Raw genomic sequence first — 18492 nt, forward strand, 5'->3', positions numbered from 1 at the left:
CGCCCGCTGGATGAGAGGAATGTGCATGCTGAATTATGTGATTAAACGCTTGCTGGGTCTGCTGCCTACGCTACTGATCGTGGCGGTACTGGTCTTTTTATTCGTGCATATCCTGCCGGGCGATCCGGCGCGATTGATTGCCGGACCCGAGGCGGATGCCACGGTGATTGACCTGGTGCGTAAACAGCTGGGGCTGGATCAACCGCTGTATGTGCAGTTCTGGCACTACATGGTGAATGTACTGCAGGGGGATTTTGGCACCTCGATGGTGTCACGGCGTCCGGTTGTCGATGAGATTGCCAGCCGCTTTATGCCCACCTTCTGGCTGACTATCACCAGCATGCTGTGGGCGATGCTATTCGGGCTGGGCGCCGGTATTGTCGCTGCCGTCTGGCGTAACCGCTGGCCAGACAGGCTGGGAATGGCGCTGGCAGTCACCGGTATCTCGTTTCCGGCGTTTGCGCTGGGGATGCTGCTGATGCAGATTTTCTCCGTTGAGTTGGGCTGGTTGCCTACGGTAGGCGCCGATACCTGGAAACATTACGTTCTGCCTTCCGTTACGCTCGGGGCCGCGGTGGCGGCGGTGATGGCGCGCTTTACCCGCGCCTCGTTCGTCGATGTCCTTAACGAAGACTATATGCGTACAGCGCGGGCCAAAGGGGTAAGCGAAAAGTGGGTTATCCTCAAGCACGGACTGCGCAACGCCATGATCCCGGTGGTGACCATGATGGGGCTGCAGTTCGGCTTCCTGCTGGGCGGCTCGATTGTGGTTGAAAAAGTCTTCAACTGGCCAGGGTTAGGGCGCCTGCTGGTCGATTCGGTGGAGATGCGCGACTACCCGGTGATTCAGGCGGAAGTGCTGCTCTTTTCCCTGGAGTTTATCCTCATTAACTTAGTGGTGGACGTGCTCTACGCCGCCATTAATCCGGCTATCAGGTACAAATAAGATGCGATTGTTAAACTGGCGCCGACAGGCCGTTCTGAACGCAATGCCTGGGCTGAAGCCAGACCGGATCCGCACCCCGTGGTTTGAATTCTGGCGTCGTTTTCGCCGCCAGCCGGTGGCGATGATCGCCGGGCTGTTTGTGCTGTTGCTGATTGCCGTGGCGGTGCTGGCGCCGTGGATTGCCCCTTTCGATGCGGAAAACTACTTCGATTACGATCGCCTTAACGATGGCCCGTCAATGATGCATTGGTTCGGTGTAGATTCGCTCGGGCGCGATATTTTTAGCCGCGTGCTGCTCGGGGCGCAGATCTCTCTGGCAGCGGGGGTCTTCGCGGTACTGATTGGCGCGGCGATCGGCACCGTACTGGGGCTGCTGGCAGGGTATTACGAAGGCTGGTGGGATCGGCTCATCATGCGCATTTGCGATGTGTTGTTTGCTTTCCCCGGCATTCTGCTGGCGATTGCGGTGGTGGCGGTGATGGGCAGCGGTATGGCTAATGTCATCATTGCCGTGGCGGTATTCTCCATACCGGCCTTTGCCCGACTGGTGCGCGGCAATACGTTGGTACTGAAGCAGCAGACATTTATCGAATCGGCGCGCAGCATGGGCGCCAGCGATGCCAATATCCTCTTCAATCACATCCTGCCGGGCACCGTCTCGTCGATCGTGGTCTACTTCACCATGCGTATCGGGGTGTCAATTATCTCGGCGGCCAGCTTGTCGTTCCTCGGACTGGGTGCGCAACCGCCTACCCCGGAGTGGGGGGCGATGCTGAATGAAGCGCGGGCAGATATGGTGATTGCGCCCCACGTTGCGCTCTTCCCCAGTATGGCTATTTTTCTCACCGTGCTGGCGTTCAACCTGCTGGGCGATGGGCTGCGCGATGCGCTGGATCCGAGGATTAAGGGCTAATCTGTAAGTAAAATGCGGGATTTGTGCCAGGCTAAATACTTTTCACTGTAATGAAAGGAGACCCGTTATGAAAATCTGGATCGTGCTTAGCCTCGCGGCAGCGGTAAGTTGCTCTGTTATGGCCTCGAAAGGGGGATTTGAATCCCAACCTCAGCCGCAGACGCAGGTTGTCGACACGCGCTAAGCCTTCAGTTAACGTCAGTCTCTGTACGAAAAAGCCATCCCGTCAGGATGGCTTTTTGTTTATTTATCGACGCCGAAGCCTTGCTTCACAATCGCCGGCAGCACATCCGGGAAGTAGATATGCTTGTAATAACCGCTCACGCTTTCGCTCCAGGTTTCACCGTCGGGGCGGTTGATGGCCTGCCAGTGCGCCGTCATCTGTTGGTTATACTGCGCAATCTTCTCTTCCAGCCCTGCGGTAACGTAAGCTTCATCGTGACGGAAGGTCTCGAGCGGAAGTCGTGGCTTGTGATGGGAAGGAACATCGACATGGCCAATCACCACGCCCGCCACCGGGAAGGTGTGCTCCGGCAGTTCGAGCAGATCAATCAACGCCTGCGGACGCAGACGGATACCGCCAATAGGGACAATACCCAGCCCTTCAGAGCGGGCCGCCGCCATGACTGAGCCCAGCGCGATGCCTACGTCGGTTGCGCCAGCAACGAGGCTCTCGATACTCTGATGTGCCACCTGCTCGTGGCCTGCCAGCTGCATGCCCACCTGGGTTTTATACATATCCAGTACGAAGGTGATAAACACCGGCGCTTTAGCTATCCACGGCTGGCCGCCCGCAATCTGGGCAATCTGCGCACGTTTTTGCGCATCGCGCGTCACGACAACGGAAACCTGCTGGGAATGTACGGAAGTGGGTGCACGGTATGCGGTGCTGATAATGCGCTCGAGCGTAGCGTCATCCACGGCCTGGTCGGTGAAGCTGCGTTCGCTTTTATGGTCGTTAAAGAGATCGATAATCGTATTCATAGTGTCTCCGGTGTGAAGAGCAAGAGACTACCAGCCCGCCGAGGTTTTCCCTTTAACACTCTTTGCGGTATGCAGGCCCAGCCCTCCCCGCAGGGAGGGCTGGGGTTACCGGCTACGGCAGTTTATAAGCAATCACATAGTCGCCACGATCCGGCGAGTTACGTGCGCCGCCTGCGGTGATCAGCAGATACTGCTTACCGTCCACCGGCGATTTATAGCTGATAGGCGTGCTCTGGCTGCCAACCGGCAGACGGGCTTTCCACACCTCTTTACCGCTGGCGGTATCGAACGCACGCAGGTAGTAATCCTGCGTTGATGCGATAAATACCAGACCTCCCTGGGTCGCCAGGGTACCACCGATGGTTGGCATGCCGATGGGGATTGGCAGCCCCATCTTCACGCCAAACGGACCGGTGTCCTTCACGGTACCTACCGGCACCTGCCAGGCGATCTTCTGGGTTTTCAGGTCGACGGCGGTCAGGGTACCGAACGGCGGTTTCTGGCACGGGATCTCAATAGGCGACATAAAACGTACTTTGGCGTTAATGGCGTAAGGCGTGCCCGCCAGCGGCACCGGACGGCTGATGGCGGCCGCTTCGTTACCGTCGTTTTTCGCGCCCTGAATTTCAGGGGAGGCCGGGATCAGTTGCACTTCCAGCCCGACGCGCATGTCGTTAATAAAGAGATACTGGTTCACCGGATCGAGAGACAATCCGCCCCAGTTCATTCCCCCCAGAGAGCCTGGCAAGTTCAGGGAGGGGTCATCACCCGGCGGCGTGAACAGGCCGTTGTAACGCTTCGATTTAAACTGAATACGGCACAGCAGCTGATCGAACGGCGTTGCGCCCCACATGTCAGACTCTTTCAGCACATCCGCGCCGATGGACGGCATGCCCACGGAGAAGGGCTGGGTCGGAGAGTAGTTCTCTTTCGGGATCTGGCCCTGGGTGACCTTACGCTCTTCAACTTTGGTCAGCGGCTTGCCGGTCGTGCGATCAAGCACAAACAGCTGCCCGGATTTGGTGCCGAAAATCAGCGCCGGAGTGGTTTTACCCTCGCCGGTAGGGAAGTCAGAGAAGGTAGGCTGCATCGGGACATCAAAGTCCCACAGATCGTTATGAACGGTCTGGTAAACCCATTTCACCTTGCCGGTGCTGGCGTCGACGGCCACCATCGAGGCACCAAACTTACGATCCAGCGCGTTATGTTTCACGCCCCACAGGTCAACCGCCGCGCTGCCGGTAGGCATAAATACGGTGTTGGACTGCGGATCGTAAGACATCGGCGCCCAGACGTTCGGGGTTGAGCGGGTGAACGTTTCGCCCGCAGCAGGCGCCTGCTGGTCATCCGGCTTACCGGGATCGAATGCCCAGCGCAGCTGGCCGGTGATCACGTCGAAGCCGCGCACCACACCGCCTGGCATATCGGTCGCCACGTTATCGGCCACACGGCCGCCCACCACGATGGTGGTTCCGGCCAACGTTGGGGCTGAGGTAGGGTAGTACTGACCGGTATCGGCACCTTTACCCATCTGCGCGCTTAAGCTCACGCGACCATGGTGACCAAAGTCTTCGCAGAACGCGCCGGTGTCGGCATCCAGCGCAATCAGCTCTGGCGTCACGCTGTTCATGATAATACGGCGTTGACACTGGGCATCGGCATGCAGGGAGACGGTAGCAACCGGCGAGGAGTCTGGCAGCGTAGGCTGCTGCAGCGGGGCGTTGGCATCAAAGTAGGCCAGGCCGCGACAACGCATCCACTTCTTCTGCGTGGCGTTGATTTCGGTTTTCCATAACGCTTTGCCGGTGGTTGCGTCTACGGCAATCACGTTGTTGTGCGGCGTACAGAGGAAGAGTTTATTGCCAATCTGCAGCGGGGTTTGCTGATCTTCAGCGCCGCCGCCGTTCGGGCTCAGCGGAATATCCCCCGTACGGTACGTCCAGGCCACCTGCAGATTTTTTACGTTATCACGGGTGATCTGGTCCAGGGCCACAAAGCGCGATGCGCCCGGCGTGTTGCCATAATTTGCCCAGTTAACCTGTTCTTCACCGGGTTTCACTTTCGTCAGCGGCAGTGTCGCGCCCGATGCGCTCACCGGATCGTGGGGAACAAACATGCCCGCAACGGTACCGGCGAAGGCCACCACCAGAACGGCGGTGATGGCGGCCGTCCCTTTCCAGCACGGCTTTTTGCCTGCCCGGCGTAACAGCAATGGCAAAGAGAGCGCCACCAGGATGGCGATACCGGTCAGGGTCAACAGGCGTGATACCAGCGGCCAGAAGTCGATGCCCACGTCCGCTAATGCCCAGATGAGGGTTCCTGCCAGAACCACAAAATAGAGAAGGGCACCGCTGACCCGCTGGCGGACAATCTGGATAGCCGAGAGTATCAGGCCGCACCCGGCGATAAGGAAGTAAGGGCTCCCTTTTAAACTGACCAGTTCCCAGCCATACCAGGCGAAGAAGAGCCCCATCGCCAGAATGATGAGACCTAAAACCCCTAACCAGGCCGCAGCAGGTTTGGGAATATTTTGCACGGACATACTTTTACCCTGTTGGTTATAAAAAAGAGGGACCAAAAAAATGCGTGACACAAATGCTCATTGTGTGAGTGATTTTAATCAAAAGTGAAGTTTTATAATCGAAAGCGCAAAATTGTACAACAGCGAAGTAACAATGTGGTTACCAGAATTCGCTTTCATTCAAAAGTTTTGCCGCTGTTTACCTACCGTTTAAGCTGGCAGTATCATGGCTCTCTCTTGGGCACAGCAGGAACAGAAAACGATGGTGAAGGTACGCGAAGCGAAGGCGGAAGATTACGCAGCATGGTTAACGCTCTGGAAGGGCTATCTGGCGTTTTATGGCTCTGAACTGGATGACGCCGTGACGCTGGCGACCTGGCGTCGGGTACTTTCCGCAGAGTCGGGCATGATCTGCCGGATCGCCGAAAGCGAAGGTCAGGTGGTGGGGTTCGCTATTTGCGTGCTGCATGAAGGCACCTGGGTCACTACGCCGCTGTGCTATCTGGAAGATCTCTATGTTGATGCGTCGATGCGCGGTCAGGGGGCGGGCAGGGCATTGATCGAGGCGGTCATTGACGAAGCGCGGGAAAAAGGGTGGTCGAAGGTCTACTGGGTCACGCGAGAGGGTAATCCGGCGAGGGCGCTGTACGACAAACTGGCCACGGTGGATGATTATGTGCGCTACCGGATAACGATTTAAGAGTGATTAATGGCCCTCTCCCGGCGGGAGAGGGCAAAAGCAAGGGTTAAACCCGGCTACCCCACAGGTCATACTCGTCCGCGTTTTCAACTTTAACGCGAATAATATCACCCGGTTTCACCTTCGTTTCACCGTTCAGGTAGACCGCGCCGTCGATTTCCGGTGCATCGGCCATGCTGCGGCCAATGGCGCCTTCTTCGTCCACTTCGTCAATGATGACCATGATTTCGCGGCCCACTTTCTCCTGCAGGCGCTCGGCAGAGATCTGCTGTTGCAACTGCATAAAGCGATTCCAGCGCTCCTCTTTCACCTCTTCCGGCACCTGATCCGCCAGCTCGTTAGCCGTTGCACCTTCGACCGGGCTGTACTTGAAGCAGCCTACGCGGTCCAGACGGGCCTCTTTCAGGAAGTCGAGCAGCATCTGGAAATCTTCTTCGGTTTCCCCCGGGAAGCCCACGATAAAGGTCGAGCGTAGGGTCAGTTCCGGGCAGATTTCGCGCCACTGTTTGATGCGCGCCAGCTGGCGGTCAACGGAGCCAGGGCGTTTCATCAGCTTCAGGATACGCGGGCTGGCGTGCTGCAGCGGAATATCCAGATACGGCAGGATTTTGCCTTCAGCCATCAGCGGGATCACGTCATCGACGTGCGGGTAAGGATAGACATAGTGCAGACGCGTCCAGATACCCAGTTTCGCCAGCTGTTCGCACAGACCCACCATGCTGGTCTTCACCGGCTCGCCGTTATGGAAGCCCGAACGGTGCTTCACATCCACGCCGTAGGCGGAGGTATCCTGCGAGATCACCAGCAACTCTTTCACGCCCGCATCGGCCAGACGCTTCGCTTCCGCCAGCACTTCGCCAATCGGGCGGCTCACCAGATCGCCACGCATGGACGGGATGATGCAGAACGTGCAGCGATGGTTGCAGCCTTCAGAGATTTTCAGGTAGGCGTAGTGACGCGGGGTCAGCTTCACCCCCTGTTCCGGCACCAGGCTCAGGAACGGGTTGTGCTTCGGTTTCGGCACATAGTGGTGAACGTGCTCAAGCACCTGCTCGTAGCTGTGCGGCCCGGTGATCTCCAGAACCTTTGGATGCACTTCGCGGATCTGGTCCACTTTGGCGCCCAGGCAGCCGGTCACGATCACTTTGCCGTTTTCGGTCAGGGCTTCGCCGATGGCTTCGAGGGATTCCTGCACGGCGCTGTCAATGAAGCCACAGGTATTCACGATAACCATATCGGCATTGTCATAGCTCGGCACCACATCATAGCCTTCGGTACGAAGCTCAGTGAGGATGCGTTCTGAATCCACCAGGTTTTTTGGGCAGCCCAGGGAGACGAAGCCGATTTTCGGCGGGTGGCTAACATTGCTCATAGATTAAAAAGTAGTCAGTTATAGGATTCTCAGGGCAGGGATTGTACAGCGTTCCACAGGCTATTTATAGCGATCTGTGCAGGCTGCTTATCGGCCAGGTTGTAACATTGTAAATAATGTTAATTCGTTAATATTTATTGACCTGAAACATTAATTTGTACAAAAAACAGCCATAATCTAACTGGGTACATAACTGACAAAGGGGGGAAAAGCATGTCCGTTGACAGACTCAAACGCGATCTTCTGAGCAAACTGATTAACGCCCGCATCGATCTGGACACCTATTTGACGCTAAGGAAAGCGAAAGGGTATATGTCAGTCAGCGAAAGCGACCATCTGCGAGATAACTTCTTCGAACTTTGTAATTACATGCGTGAGAAAGCGCCTCTTTTGCGTGAGCACTGCAGCGCTGAGGAGCAGGCGGTACTTTACCGCGCTGCGCAGTCGCTCTCTGCCGTAGGCGTTTGCATGATGACCGGGGGACACGACTGCCCCACTTTTATTGCCGTTAACGCAGAGAAGCTGGAAGTCTGTTTGACAGATTTAACCCGCTGTATTCAGTCTCTGAAGACGCAGCAACCGCTCAATCAGAATTAAGCCCCGGGGGAGGCCGCTCCCCCTTATGTTTAAGTTTATGTAAAAGTGTTAACGCCCCTGCGCTATCTGGCTAATCTTTAAGCCATACGTCGAAAAGGAGTGCGTTATGCGTCGATCTTCGCTTATTTTCCTGCCATTCATGCTGGTCTCCACCGCTGTGCTTGCCGCGCCTGCTGAAGTGAAAGTGGATGTGCTGCAAAACAAACTCGATCACCCCTGGTCGCTCGCTTTCCTGCCCCAGAATCAGGGCATGTTAATCACCCTGAAGGACGGTCAGCTCAAACGCTGGCAGGCCGGAAAAGGCCTCTCCGACCCGATTGTTGGCGTGCCTGACGTCTGGGCTAAGGGGCAGGGCGGCCTGCTGGATGTGGTGCTGGCGCCGGACTTCGAAAGCTCGCGGCGGGTGTGGCTCAGCTATGCCGAGGCCGGGAGCGACGGTAAAGCCGGAACCGCTGTAGGCTACGGGCGCTTAAGCGACGATTTCTCTCGTCTGGAGGCCTTTAAGGTGGTCTTCCGCCAGCAGCCGAAGCTCTCGACGGGCAACCACTTTGGCGGCAGGCTGGTCTTTGATGGCAAAGGCTATCTCTTTATCGGTCTGGGCGAGAACAACCAGCGTCCCACGGCGCAAGAGCTGGATAAATTGCAGGGTAAGGTTGTGCGGCTCACCGACGAGGGCGAGATCCCCAATGACAACCCCTTCGTAAATACCTCGGGCGCACGTCCGGAGATCTGGTCTTACGGTATCCGCAACCCGCAGGGCATGGCGATGAACCCCTGGAGCGACACGCTATGGCTCAATGAGCATGGCCCGCGCGGCGGCGATGAGATCAACATTCCAGAGAGGGGTAAAAACTACGGCTGGCCGCTGGCGACCCACGGTATTAATTACAGCGGCCTGAAGATCCCCGAGGCGAAGGGTGAGCACGTCGAGGGTACTGAGCCGCCGCTGTTTGTCTGGAAAAAATCCCCGGCCCTGAGCGGGATGGCTTTTTACAACAGCGATGTTTTCCCGCAATGGAAGAACAAACTCTTTATTGGTGCGCTGAAAGAGAAAGACGTGATTGTCATGACGGTGAATGGCAACAAGGTCACGGAAGAGGGGCGGATTCTGGGGGAGAGGGATCAACGCATTCGTGATGTGCGGGTCGGCCCGGACGGCTACCTATATGTGCTGACGGATGAAACGGACGGGCAACTGCTGAAAGTTAGCCCGTCCGGTACCTGATTAGCTCACCGGGATCATGACCACTTTGCGGTAGGCGGGTCGCTCACTCAGGGCGGCCATCCAGCGTTCGAGGTGGGGGCGCGGCGTCCAGCTAAGGCCGATGTTGGTCAGGTTCCAGACAAAAGGCGCGACGGCGATATCCCCCAGACCGAAGGCGTCACCGGAGAGCCATGGCCCGGCGGCCAGCGCCTCATCCAGCATGGCAAACAGTCCTTCGAGGGTCTGCTTTGCCGCCTCAATGGCTGCGTGGTCGCGCTCAGCTTCTGGCGTTCTCACCAGCCCCATCAACACCACCCGGTGTGCAGGGGAGAGGGTCTGATTGGCCCAGTCCATCCATTTCTCGCCGATCGCGCGGGCGGCCGGGGCATCAATCCATAGCCGGTTAAGCCCATACTGTGCGGCCAGGTAGCGGACGATGGTGTTGGACTCCCACAGCGTGACGTGGGTTTCGTCGTCTCGCAGCAGCGGCACCAGCCCGTTTGGGTTCATCGCCAGGTACTCCGCCTCCTGATTCACGCCATACTGCAAACCGGCCATGATCTGGTTGAACGGTAAATCGAGCTCCTCCAGCGTCCAGAGCACTTTTTTGACGTTGGTTGAGTTATTTCTGCCCCACAGCGTAATCATAATCACCCCTTTAAATGACAAACAACCGGCGGTTGCGATTCAATGTCCAGGGGGCATAGAGTGAGATAATCCAAACAATTACGCAACAAAAGAGAAAAAAATCGACAGCGTCAAAGCGTATCGGGGGGTTATTGCATAAACTTTAAAAACTTTACCAGGATTTGGTTTTATTGAACGCATTAGTACGTTATTACTCATCGTTTCTTGCGACGCGGTGACGTGGCGTGATTTTTGAATGGAAACTCGGGTGGCATTATGACGCGAAAAACAACTTCTCTGCGCAGTCTGGCGGCAGGCTCAGCGCTTCTTTTTCTTTTTGCACCTACGCTCTATGCAGCAGAACAGGCGGCACCGGAAGCCCCGCCGGTGGATGCTCGCGCGTGGATCCTGATGGATTACACCAGCGGCAAAGTGCTGGCAGAAGGGAATGCAGATGAAAAACTCGACCCGGCCAGCCTGACAAAAATCATGACCAGCTATGTCGTTGGTCAGGCGTTAAAAGCAGGAAAGATCAAGCTCACCGATATGGTCACCATTGGTAAAGACGCCTGGGCCACCGGTAACCCGGCGCTTCGCGGCTCGTCGGTCATGTTCCTGAAGCCGGGCGACCAGGTGGCGGTCTCGGATCTGAATAAAGGCGTCATTATCCAGTCAGGCAACGATGCCTGCATCGCGCTGGCGGATTACGTGGCGGGCAGCCAGGATTCGTTTATTGGTCTGATGAACGGCTATGCGCAAAAGCTCGGCTTAACCAATACCACCTTTAAAACCGTGCACGGCCTTGATGCCCCAGGGCAGTTCAGTACCGCCCGCGATATGGCGCTGCTGGGTAAGGCGCTGATTCACGACGTGCCGGAAGAGTATGCCATCCATAAAGAGAAAGAGTTTACCTTCAACAAGATCCGCCAGCCGAACCGCAACCGCCTGCTCTGGAGCAGCAATGTCAATGTCGACGGAATGAAAACCGGTACGACCGCCGGTGCCGGGTATAACCTGGTGGCCTCGGCAACGCAGGGGGATATGCGCCTGATCTCGGTGGTGCTGGGCACCAAAACCGACCGCATCCGCTTTAATGAATCGGAAAAATTGCTGACGTGGGGCTTCCGCTTCTTCGAAACGGTCACCCCGATTAAGCCGGATGCGACGTTCGTTAGCCAGCGCGTCTGGTTCGGCGACAAAAGCGAAGTGAACCTCGGTGCCGGTGACGCCGGTTCGGTGACCATCCCACGTGGTCAGCTTAAAAATCTGAAAGCCAGCTTCACCCTGACCGATCCTCAGTTGACCGCCCCGCTGAAAAAGGGCCAGGTGGTAGGCACTATCGACTTCCAGCTGAACGGGAAATCTATCGAGCAGCGCCCGCTTATCGTGATGGAAGCGGTGGAAGAGGGCGGTTTCTTTAGCCGGATGTGGGATTTCGTCATGATGAAATTCCACCAGTGGTTTGGCAGCTGGTTCTCTTAAGCAAACGCAAACGGCAACCCGAAGGTTGCCGTTTTCATATCTACTGTTCTGCGGTGGGCGAAGGATTAATACATCAGCTTAATCTTCTGCGCCTTCGCCAGCGCCACCATCTCATCGTCCGGACGGCAATTACTGACAATCACGTCAAACTGCCCTAAATCCCCCATCCGCGCCGGGCGTACTTTGCCAAATTTACTGTGGTCGGCCACCAGAACATGCTGCTGCGCCATACTCAGCGCCCAGTGTTTCACCGGTAACTCATCCAGATTGAAGCAGGTCGCCCCGTGACGGGGATGCAGGCCTGCCGCGGAGTAGAAGGCGATATCCGGACAGAGGTTGTTTAAGGTGTCATGCAGATTCAGCGGTTTGAAAATCGCATTACTGGCATGGAACTCGCCGCCGCAGAGAATCACCCGGCACGCCGGTTTTTCCTGAAGCGCGAGAAAAGTATTCAGCGAGTAGCAGACCCCGGTAAAAGGCAGGGCGTTATCGATAGCGTCGATAATCCAGGGGGTGGTGGTACCGCAGTCGAAAAAGAGCGTCTGATGAGGCTGCACCAGGGTGGCGGCCAGCCGCGCCGCCTTGCGCTTCTCTTCTACCAGCCGGGTCTTCTGGTCACTCAGTAAGTAGTGGCTGGCGCTGCGTGGCTCCAGCACGATATAGCCACCGAGAAGCACAACCGGACCGCTCTCACTATTAAGATCGCGCCGCACCGTCATCTCCGAGACGCCAAGCAGGGCGGCGGCCTCTTTCAGATGCAGTTTATCGCTGCGCTTGAGTGCGTTAATCAGTTGAGCCAGACGTTCTTCGCGACGTGTTTCCATAGGTCCTCGGCAGTTGGTAAGCCCCCGCTACGCTGGGGGCTCAAGTGTAACCTGCCGAACCAGGGTTAGTCACGTATCCAGCCTTTACGGATGGGGAGGGCGAAACAGATGCGGTACAGCTGAGAGAGGGCGCGATAAAGCCTCTCGCCAAAAAGGTTCCACAGGATCTGCGCGCTGAGGCAGCCCATCATCCCCACCATCAGTCCGCCGAGCATATCCAGCGGCCAGTGAACGCCGAGGTAGACGCGAGACCAGGCGATAGCGAGGGCCACCGCCATCAAGATGATTCCAGACCAGAGGCGATGCCAGAGCACGAAGGCCAGGGCAAAGGTGAAGATCACCGTGCCATGGTCGCTCGGGAAAGAGTCATCGGCGGCATGGTGCAGGAAGTTATAGCCAATATGATCAACGAACGGACGATCGTGTGGGAAGGTGTGGCCCAGCCCCCAGGAGGCCAGCAAGCTCACGCCCAGCGCCATCGCAATCTTGATGACCAGTTGACGCTGGGCACCTACCTGTTTGCGGGGTCCCCACAGCCAGAGAATGACCACCAACGCCGGGACGATATTAATTAAGTCTTTTGCCACAAAGGTGGCGAAGTCGATCATCCACGCCGGCGAAGCGGGGGTGGCATTGATCCAGTAAAACAGTCCATAGTTCAGATTTTCTAACATACCCTCGTCACTCTTTTGCAAACCAGCGGGTCATCAGCGCATAGGCTGCCAGCTGGGAAAACCAAACCCACCAACCCGCCCACAGGTTGTGTGAGAAAAAATGTGCGCCACGCATCACCTGGCCGTACCCCATCACCAGCCCGAGCACCACCCCGAGTGCCATCATTCCCCAGGCGAGGCGGGGGCGATCGTGCCAGAAGGCAAAAAACAGCCCCATCACCATAAAGCCGCTCGACGAATGGCCGCCGGGGAAGCAGCGCCCGGGGCCGCTGTTCAACGGCGTGGTGCCAAATAGCGGAAACGAGACGGCATCACCGCCGTACTCCACCAGATCCCAGGGGCAGCTATGATGGCTAACCGCTTTCAGCGCGCCCACCACCAGCGTGCCCAGCCCCATCAGTAGCGCCCCGACGACCAGCTGCGGATTACGTCTCCAGACCCCGTAGAGCAGCGTGACGGCCGCCAGGGTGATGGTGAGATATTTCGCAAGCCGATGGTTAAGCACATCCAGCAAGACATTCTGCTTGAGCGGAAAGGTGTGCAACGCGGCGTCGTACCAGTAACCGGTCAGTAGCCTGTCCAGGGTTTCATCCCGGCCTAACCAGCTAAAAAGCGCGGCCAGAATCAGTAGCGCAATAAGCTGATAACCATAAAAACGGTTCGGCAAGGGGTAAAGTCTTTTTGTCTTAGTTGTCTTTAACTTAGACAATTCTGAAGCCGGGGTAATCTGTGTCATAATAAAGGTCAATGACGGAAAAACCTCAAGCATACGGATGCCAACTTAAGGAAACCTTAAACGACAGCGAAATGTGCGCAATTTCGGCTGTGTCTGGTTAATTTGCTACCGCTGGGGCGGCCATTTCATTACACTCAGCGCGATTTTTATCTAAGAAAGAGACTCCATGTTAAACCGTTCTTCTTCCGGCAACCGTCTGGGTCGTCAGGCGTTGCTGTTTCCTCTGTGTCTGGTGCTGTACGAATTTTCGACCTATATCGGCAACGATATGATTCAGCCGGGTATGCTGGCGGTCGTCGAGCAGTACAACGCGGGGATTGAGTGGGTACCCACGTCCATGACCGCCTATCTGGCCGGCGGGATGTTTTTGCAGTGGCTGCTGGGGCCGCTGTCGGATCGCATTGGCCGCCGCCCGGTGATGCTCACCGGGGTGGTCTGGTTTATTGTTACCTGTCTCGCCATCCTGCTGGCGCAGAACATTGAGCAGTTTACTTTCCTGCGTTTCTTGCAGGGGGTAAGCCTCTGCTTTATCGGTGCCGTGGGCTATGCCGCGATTCAGGAGTCGTTTGAGGAGGCGGTCTGTATCAAGATCACCGCGCTGATGGCGAACGTTGCGCTGATTGCCCCGCTGCTCGGCCCGCTGGTGGGCGCCGCCTGGGTCCACGTGGCGCCCTGGGAAGGGATGTTTATTCTGTTTGCGTTGCTGGCGGCCATCTCATTCTTTGGCCTCTGGAAAGCCATGCCCGAAACGGCGACCCGGCTGGGTGAGACGCTTTCCATGCGGGAGCTGGGACGCGACTATAAAGCGGTGATGAAAAATGTGCGCTTCGTGGCGGGGGCGCTGGCGACCGGCTTTGTTAGCCTGCCGCTGCTGGCGTGGATTGCCCAATCGCCGGTGATTATCATCAGCGGCGAGCAGCTCAGCAGCTATGAGTATGGTCTGCTGCAGGTGCCGATCTTTGGCGCGCTGATTATCGGCAACCTGGTGCTGGCGCGGCTCACCTCGCGTCGTACCGTGCGTTCTCTCATCATTATGGGGGGATGGCCAATTACGCTGGGCCTGCTGCTGGCCGCAGTGGCAACGGTCGTTTCTTCGCACGCTTACCTGTGGATGACCGCCGGGCTAAGCCTCTATGCGTTCGGTATTGGCCTGGCCAACGCCGGGCTGGTACGTCTGACCCTCTTCGCCAGCGACATGAGCAAGGGTACCGTCTCGGCGGCGATGGGAATGTTACAGATGCTGATCTTTACGGTGGGAATCGAGGTGAGCAAGCACGCGTTCAGCTTCGGTGGCAATGGTCTGTTCAGCCTCTTCAATCTGGCAAACGGTCTGCTGTGGCTGGTCCTGATGGTGATATTCCTGAAAGATAAACGGGTCGGAAACGCGCTGCAGCCCGATTAACCAGCAGGCCGGGCGATGGCCCGGCCTGTCAGTAGTTAATTAAACGGCGCTTCGCGTTTTAACACTTTATCAATCACCTGCAGCACGCCCTCTTCGTTGTTGTGCGGCGCTTCAAAGCGGGCTACCGCTTTGATGTGATCCCCGGCGTTAGCCATCGCAAAACCAAATCCCGCCTGTTTGAGCATCTCGACGTCATTCCCGCTATCGCCAAACGCCACCACTTCATGATCTTCAATGCCCCACAGCGCCTGCAGCAGGCGCAGGCCATTGGCTTTATGCACGCCGGGAATAATCAGGTCGATGCTGCCGTTGCCGGTATGAACGGGCACCATGATGTCGCCCAGTTCGTCGTGGATCAGCGCCTGAATGCGCGGGATCTCTTCATCCGAGACATTGAGGCCAAACTTGAAGAAAATATCGTTAAAATTATCAAAATTCTCCACCTTTTCCAGGCGGTGATAATATTTTGCCGCAATCTCGTGAAAGGCATCGCCATAGTGTTTCAGGGTGTAGGCGCTGTTCTTACCGCAGGCGATCACCTCTATCCCCGGCAGGGTGCAGAGATAGCGTGAGACGGTGGCGAAGTGCGATTGCGTCAATTCGCCGTTAAACACATCCTCTCCGGCATTCACTACCCAGCCGCCGTTTTCGGCGACAAAAGCGATCTCATGGGCAATCTCCGGGAAGAAAGAGATGAGCTGGTAATACTGATTGCCGCTGGCAACCACAAAACGTATTCCCTGTTCCTTCATTTGCGTGTACTGCTGCAAAAAGCGCTCGCGATTGTACTGCTTGCTATCGCTTAAAAAGGTGCCATCCATATCCACTGCAATCAGTTTGATGCTCATTATCCATTCTCCGTGGCAGATTCTGCCTGAGGCGCCGGTTTTGCCACCGCTCGCGCCACCAGCGCAGCAATAATCACTAACCCTAACACGACCAGCATTGCACTACGTAACCCGTAATGCTCGCCCAGGAATCCTAACAGCGGCGGGCCTACCAGGAACGCAAGGTAGCCGGTTGTCGCCACTACGCTGACGCGGGTTGGCGCATCCGGACCGGTATCGCTGGCCGCCGAGATAGTGAGCGGGAATCCCAGCGAGGCGCCCAGTCCCCAGAGGATCACCGAGACGCCGGCTACCCAGTCCACATCTACAAAGATAATCAGCGCGATGCCCAGGCCACCCAGCAGGGCGCTGGCGCGCACTACGCTGACGCGGCTGTAACGGTCGATGAACCAGCCGCCGGTGAAGCGTCCTACGGTCATACCCAGCGTAAACCCGGCATAAATCAGCGAGCCGGAGGTAGGGCTAAAGCCGTGGCCGTCCACCATCAACAGCGGCAGCCAGTCGTTGGCGGAACCCTCGGCAAAGGCCATAGCCAGCACCACGACGCCAATCAACATCAGCTGAATATCGCGATAGAAGGGCAGACCTTTTTCGCCCCCGCTGGCCTCTTCGCCAGCGTTTTTTCCGGTGCCGTCAGGAATGGCGGTAATGCCAAGCAGGATCGGCGCGATACAGACCAGCGCTGCAAAAAGGATGTGCAGATTTGCGACCACGCCAGAGGCGGTGAGTGCCATGCCCACCCCTGCGCCCGCCAGGGTACCGAGACTGTAAAAACCGTGCATCATGGGCAATACCGTTTTGCCCATCTCGCGCTCGACCGCCGCTCCTTCGACGTTGATGGCCACTTCCGCCGCCCCGAAGCTGCCGCCGAAGACGGTAAGTCCCAGGGCAAACATCAGCGGTGACGTGAACCAGAGCGCCGTGCTGAGGATCACCATTCCTACCACTGCGCAGCACATGGTCGTGCGAATCACTTGTCGCGTACCAAAACGCTTCACCAGCCAGGCAGAGCAGAGAATGCCGCTCATCGAACCGACAGAGAGGCCAAACAAGACGATCCCCATCTCTGCCGTCGATACCGATAAAATATCGCGGATAGCGGGGGTACGCGTGGCCCACGAGGCCATGAGCAGCCCGGGAATAAAGAAGAACATAAAGAGCGCCCACATACGGCGCTGCAGAACTCTGCGAGGCGAAATGGCAGTCATGTTTTGTTCACCAGAGGGAGATTACTGACGACAACAGTAGCAAGCTTGTGTACATTTGTACACAAACTGGCAGAGGGTAAAATGAGCAGACGACCAAACGATCCGCAGCGCAGGGAGCGTATTCTTCAGGCGACGCTGGACACCATCGCCGAACACGGTATTCATGCCGTTACCCATCGTAAAATTGCCAGCTGCGCAGGAGTGCCGCTGGGTTCGATGACCTACTATTTTGCGGGCAAAGATGCGCTGCTCGAAGAGGCATTTACCTGGTTTACTCAGCAACAGATGTCCGTGCAGTACCGTGACTTCTTCGCTGGCGTCACCGGGCCCGAGATGGCGTGCGAGGCGATCACCACCCTGATATACAGTTCCCAGGTCACCACACCGCACAATATGGAGCTGATGTACCAGCTCTATGCGTTTATGAATCGCAGCGCTCCGCTAAAAAGCGTCATGCAGGACTGGATGAAGACCAGCCAGACGACGCTTGAGCAGTGGTTCGACCCGGTCACTGCCCGGGGGCTGGATGCCTTTATCGAAGGGATGACGTTGCACTTCGTAACGGACAGAAAACCGCTCACGCGGGAGGAGTTGCGTGCCATGGTGGGGAGAATTGCGGGGGAGGGGGGCTAAACGGGGCCCGCCACGCTAATATTGAAATAACACTCTAAATAAAAATAAATAACGCAGTTTCCCCCCTCGTCCTCTATTTTGCGCGTCTGACGGATATATCCACGGACGCCCGCCCTCTTAATTTGCATATTTGTGCGACTCTGGTGTCAGGATAATAATGACCCAGCCCTCGTTTAACATTTGTTTAGAAAGCAGAGGCGATCATTATTCATATAAGGAGAAATATGATGATGAACCTGCATAAAACAATTGGACGTGGCCGACACCGCATTTGCTATCAACATCCGCAGGATAGTAGTAAGTGCATTAAAATTCTCTACAATCCGGACAACGGCGGAGTAAAAGAGGTACGCCGCGAGGTTGGTTACTACCGCAAGCGCTTAACGCAAATTCAGCACAGCCGCGCGATCCCTGATTTTCACGGTAAAGTGGAAACGGCGCTTGGCGAAGGGTACGTTTTTGATCTGATAAGAGATTATGACGGCGAAATATCCAAAACGCTGGGGCACTACATTAAAAACGATTTACTGAGCGCCGAGGAAATTGACAACCTCCTCTATGAACTGCGCAATGATTTAATTGCCCATCGCATCGCGACCATGAACCTGAAGGATTATAATATCCTCTATCGCCGTACCTCAGAAAAAGACGGCTACCTGGTGGTCATCGATAATATTGGCGAATCTGAATTTATCCCGGTCGCTTCGTTATTTAGCAGCCTGCATCGCCGTAAAATCGACAGAATTTTCGCGCGTTTTATGGATACGCTCCCTCTGGCACCCGCCTGTGCTTCGCGATCCTGATTACTGATGCCGGCATGT

The 18492-nt window shown here is 56.5% G+C and carries 18 protein-coding genes; 9 read left to right on the forward strand and 9 right to left on the reverse strand.

Annotation, left to right across the window (positions count from 1 at the left end):
* The first annotated feature begins 25 nt into the window (after positions 1-25).
* Together gsiC and gsiD are read left to right on the forward strand one after the other, a co-directional pair.
* On the forward strand, positions 26-946 hold the full coding sequence (gene gsiC, locus B3511_RS05910; protein ID WP_040076424.1) for a glutathione ABC transporter permease GsiC: 921 nt from the start codon (positions 26-28) through the stop codon (positions 944-946).
* Position 947: 1 nt separating this feature from the next.
* On the forward strand, positions 948-1859 hold the full coding sequence (gsiD, locus tag B3511_RS05915; protein WP_040076423.1) for a glutathione ABC transporter permease GsiD: 912 nt from the start codon (positions 948-950) through the stop codon (positions 1857-1859).
* Between the two features lie 243 nt (positions 1860-2102).
* Here the strand turns inward: gsiD and B3511_RS05920 are convergent, their stop codons facing one another.
* Both B3511_RS05920 and B3511_RS05925 read right to left on the reverse strand, forming a co-directional pair.
* Positions 2103-2843 carry a nitroreductase family protein gene (locus tag B3511_RS05920; protein ID WP_046886899.1) on the reverse strand — a complete coding sequence of 247 codons (741 nt, stop codon included), beginning with the start codon at positions 2841-2843 and terminating at the stop codon, positions 2103-2105.
* Positions 2844-2955: 112 nt separating this feature from the next.
* Positions 2956-5385, reverse strand: a complete 2430-nt coding sequence (locus B3511_RS05925) for a membrane-bound PQQ-dependent dehydrogenase, glucose/quinate/shikimate family (protein ID WP_286777739.1) — start codon at positions 5383-5385, stop codon at positions 2956-2958.
* 241 nt (positions 5386-5626) lie between these two features.
* On the opposite strand from B3511_RS05925, the gene B3511_RS05930 reads away from it, so the two are divergent.
* Positions 5627-6064, forward strand: a complete 438-nt coding sequence (locus B3511_RS05930; RefSeq protein ID WP_286783337.1) for a GNAT family N-acetyltransferase — start codon at positions 5627-5629, stop codon at positions 6062-6064.
* Between the two features lie 46 nt (positions 6065-6110).
* Here B3511_RS05930 and rimO read toward each other — a convergent pair whose 3' ends face one another.
* Positions 6111-7436: a 30S ribosomal protein S12 methylthiotransferase RimO gene (gene rimO / locus B3511_RS05935; protein ID WP_040076420.1), complete on the reverse strand. Its 1326-nt coding sequence runs from the start codon at positions 7434-7436 to the stop codon at positions 6111-6113.
* 213 nt (positions 7437-7649) lie between these two features.
* Between rimO and bssR the strand changes: the two genes are divergently transcribed.
* Together bssR and B3511_RS05945 are read left to right on the forward strand one after the other, a co-directional pair.
* Positions 7650-8033 (forward strand): biofilm formation regulator BssR, encoded by a 384-nt coding sequence (gene bssR / locus B3511_RS05940; RefSeq protein ID WP_212477434.1) that lies wholly within the window; start codon positions 7650-7652, stop codon positions 8031-8033.
* A gap of 106 nt (positions 8034-8139) precedes the next feature.
* Complete coding sequence (locus tag B3511_RS05945; RefSeq protein ID WP_212477436.1) at positions 8140-9258, forward strand: PQQ-dependent sugar dehydrogenase; 1119 nt, start codon at positions 8140-8142, stop codon at positions 9256-9258.
* Here the strand turns inward: B3511_RS05945 and B3511_RS05950 are convergent, their stop codons facing one another.
* The gene (locus B3511_RS05950; protein WP_286777740.1) at positions 9259-9885 is read right to left on the reverse strand and encodes a glutathione S-transferase family protein; all 627 of its coding nucleotides are present in this window, start codon (positions 9883-9885) and stop codon (positions 9259-9261) included. It lies immediately after the preceding gene.
* A 255-nt stretch (positions 9886-10140) separates the two neighbouring features.
* Between B3511_RS05950 and dacC the strand changes: the two genes are divergently transcribed.
* On the forward strand, positions 10141-11346 hold the full coding sequence (gene dacC / locus B3511_RS05955; RefSeq protein ID WP_286777741.1) for a serine-type D-Ala-D-Ala carboxypeptidase: 1206 nt from the start codon (positions 10141-10143) through the stop codon (positions 11344-11346).
* Positions 11347-11411: 65 nt separating this feature from the next.
* Here dacC and deoR read toward each other — a convergent pair whose 3' ends face one another.
* From deoR to B3511_RS05970, 3 genes are all read right to left on the reverse strand, one after another.
* Positions 11412-12170 (reverse strand): DNA-binding transcriptional repressor DeoR, encoded by a 759-nt coding sequence (gene deoR / locus B3511_RS05960; protein ID WP_286777742.1) that lies wholly within the window; start codon positions 12168-12170, stop codon positions 11412-11414.
* A gap of 65 nt (positions 12171-12235) precedes the next feature.
* Entirely contained in the window at positions 12236-12844 is a 609-nt protein-coding gene (gene ybjG, locus B3511_RS05965; protein ID WP_207293314.1) for an undecaprenyl-diphosphate phosphatase, read from the reverse strand.
* A gap of 7 nt (positions 12845-12851) precedes the next feature.
* Positions 12852-13580 carry a phosphatase PAP2 family protein gene (locus B3511_RS05970; protein WP_263617204.1) on the reverse strand — a complete coding sequence of 243 codons (729 nt, stop codon included), beginning with the start codon at positions 13578-13580 and terminating at the stop codon, positions 12852-12854.
* A 166-nt stretch (positions 13581-13746) separates the two neighbouring features.
* On the opposite strand from B3511_RS05970, the gene B3511_RS05975 reads away from it, so the two are divergent.
* Positions 13747-14982, forward strand: coding sequence for an MFS transporter (locus B3511_RS05975; protein ID WP_046886892.1), 1236 nt, complete (start codon positions 13747-13749; stop codon positions 14980-14982).
* A 35-nt stretch (positions 14983-15017) separates the two neighbouring features.
* Here the strand turns inward: B3511_RS05975 and B3511_RS05980 are convergent, their stop codons facing one another.
* Both B3511_RS05980 and B3511_RS05985 read right to left on the reverse strand, forming a co-directional pair.
* A complete protein-coding gene (locus tag B3511_RS05980) occupies positions 15018-15830 on the reverse strand; it encodes a Cof-type HAD-IIB family hydrolase (protein ID WP_286777743.1) in 813 nt (270 codons plus the stop codon).
* Positions 15830-17038 (reverse strand): MFS transporter, encoded by a 1209-nt coding sequence (locus B3511_RS05985; RefSeq protein WP_286777744.1) that lies wholly within the window; start codon positions 17036-17038, stop codon positions 15830-15832. The genes B3511_RS05980 and B3511_RS05985 overlap by 1 nt, the downstream gene beginning before the upstream one ends.
* An 81-nt stretch (positions 17039-17119) precedes the next feature.
* Here B3511_RS05985 and B3511_RS05990 point away from each other — a divergent pair, with 81 nt between their 5' ends.
* Together B3511_RS05990 and B3511_RS05995 are read left to right on the forward strand one after the other, a co-directional pair.
* Positions 17120-17671, forward strand: coding sequence for a TetR/AcrR family transcriptional regulator (locus tag B3511_RS05990; RefSeq protein ID WP_207293317.1), 552 nt, complete (start codon positions 17120-17122; stop codon positions 17669-17671).
* Positions 17672-17895: 224 nt separating this feature from the next.
* Positions 17896-18474, forward strand: coding sequence for a YrbL family protein (locus B3511_RS05995; protein ID WP_286777745.1), 579 nt, complete (start codon positions 17896-17898; stop codon positions 18472-18474).
* Positions 18475-18492 lie beyond the last annotated feature (18 nt).

The organism is Leclercia sp. UBA1284 (assembly GCF_002308415.1).
GTDB classification, from domain to species: domain Bacteria; phylum Pseudomonadota; class Gammaproteobacteria; order Enterobacterales; family Enterobacteriaceae; genus Enterobacter; species Enterobacter pneumoniae.

Bases quoted from the DNA above. Each gene is read 5' to 3' on its own strand.
- gsiC (WP_040076424.1), top strand. From the start codon at position 26: ATGCTGAATTATGTGATTAAACGCTTGCTGGGTCTGCTGCCTACGCTA.
- gsiD (WP_040076423.1), top strand. From the start codon at position 948: ATGCGATTGTTAAACTGGCGCCGACAGGCCGTTCTGAACGCAATGCCT.
- B3511_RS05920 (WP_046886899.1), bottom strand. From the start codon at position 2,843: ATGAATACGATTATCGATCTCTTTAACGACCATAAAAGCGAACGCAGC.
- B3511_RS05925 (WP_286777739.1), bottom strand. From the start codon at position 5,385: ATGTCCGTGCAAAATATTCCCAAACCTGCTGCGGCCTGGTTAGGGGTT.
- B3511_RS05930 (WP_286783337.1), top strand. From the start codon at position 5,627: ATGGTGAAGGTACGCGAAGCGAAGGCGGAAGATTACGCAGCATGGTTA.
- rimO (WP_040076420.1), bottom strand. From the start codon at position 7,436: ATGAGCAATGTTAGCCACCCGCCGAAAATCGGCTTCGTCTCCCTGGGC.
- bssR (WP_212477434.1), top strand. From the start codon at position 7,650: ATGTCCGTTGACAGACTCAAACGCGATCTTCTGAGCAAACTGATTAAC.
- B3511_RS05945 (WP_212477436.1), top strand. From the start codon at position 8,140: ATGCGTCGATCTTCGCTTATTTTCCTGCCATTCATGCTGGTCTCCACC.
- B3511_RS05950 (WP_286777740.1), bottom strand. From the start codon at position 9,885: ATGATTACGCTGTGGGGCAGAAATAACTCAACCAACGTCAAAAAAGTG.
- dacC (WP_286777741.1), top strand. From the start codon at position 10,141: ATGACGCGAAAAACAACTTCTCTGCGCAGTCTGGCGGCAGGCTCAGCG.
- deoR (WP_286777742.1), bottom strand. From the start codon at position 12,170: ATGGAAACACGTCGCGAAGAACGTCTGGCTCAACTGATTAACGCACTC.
- ybjG (WP_207293314.1), bottom strand. From the start codon at position 12,844: ATGTTAGAAAATCTGAACTATGGACTGTTTTACTGGATCAATGCCACC.
- B3511_RS05970 (WP_263617204.1), bottom strand. From the start codon at position 13,580: ATGACACAGATTACCCCGGCTTCAGAATTGTCTAAGTTAAAGACAACT.
- B3511_RS05975 (WP_046886892.1), top strand. From the start codon at position 13,747: ATGTTAAACCGTTCTTCTTCCGGCAACCGTCTGGGTCGTCAGGCGTTG.
- B3511_RS05980 (WP_286777743.1), bottom strand. From the start codon at position 15,830: ATGAGCATCAAACTGATTGCAGTGGATATGGATGGCACCTTTTTAAGC.
- B3511_RS05985 (WP_286777744.1), bottom strand. From the start codon at position 17,038: ATGACTGCCATTTCGCCTCGCAGAGTTCTGCAGCGCCGTATGTGGGCG.
- B3511_RS05990 (WP_207293317.1), top strand. From the start codon at position 17,120: ATGAGCAGACGACCAAACGATCCGCAGCGCAGGGAGCGTATTCTTCAG.
- B3511_RS05995 (WP_286777745.1), top strand. From the start codon at position 17,896: ATGATGATGAACCTGCATAAAACAATTGGACGTGGCCGACACCGCATT.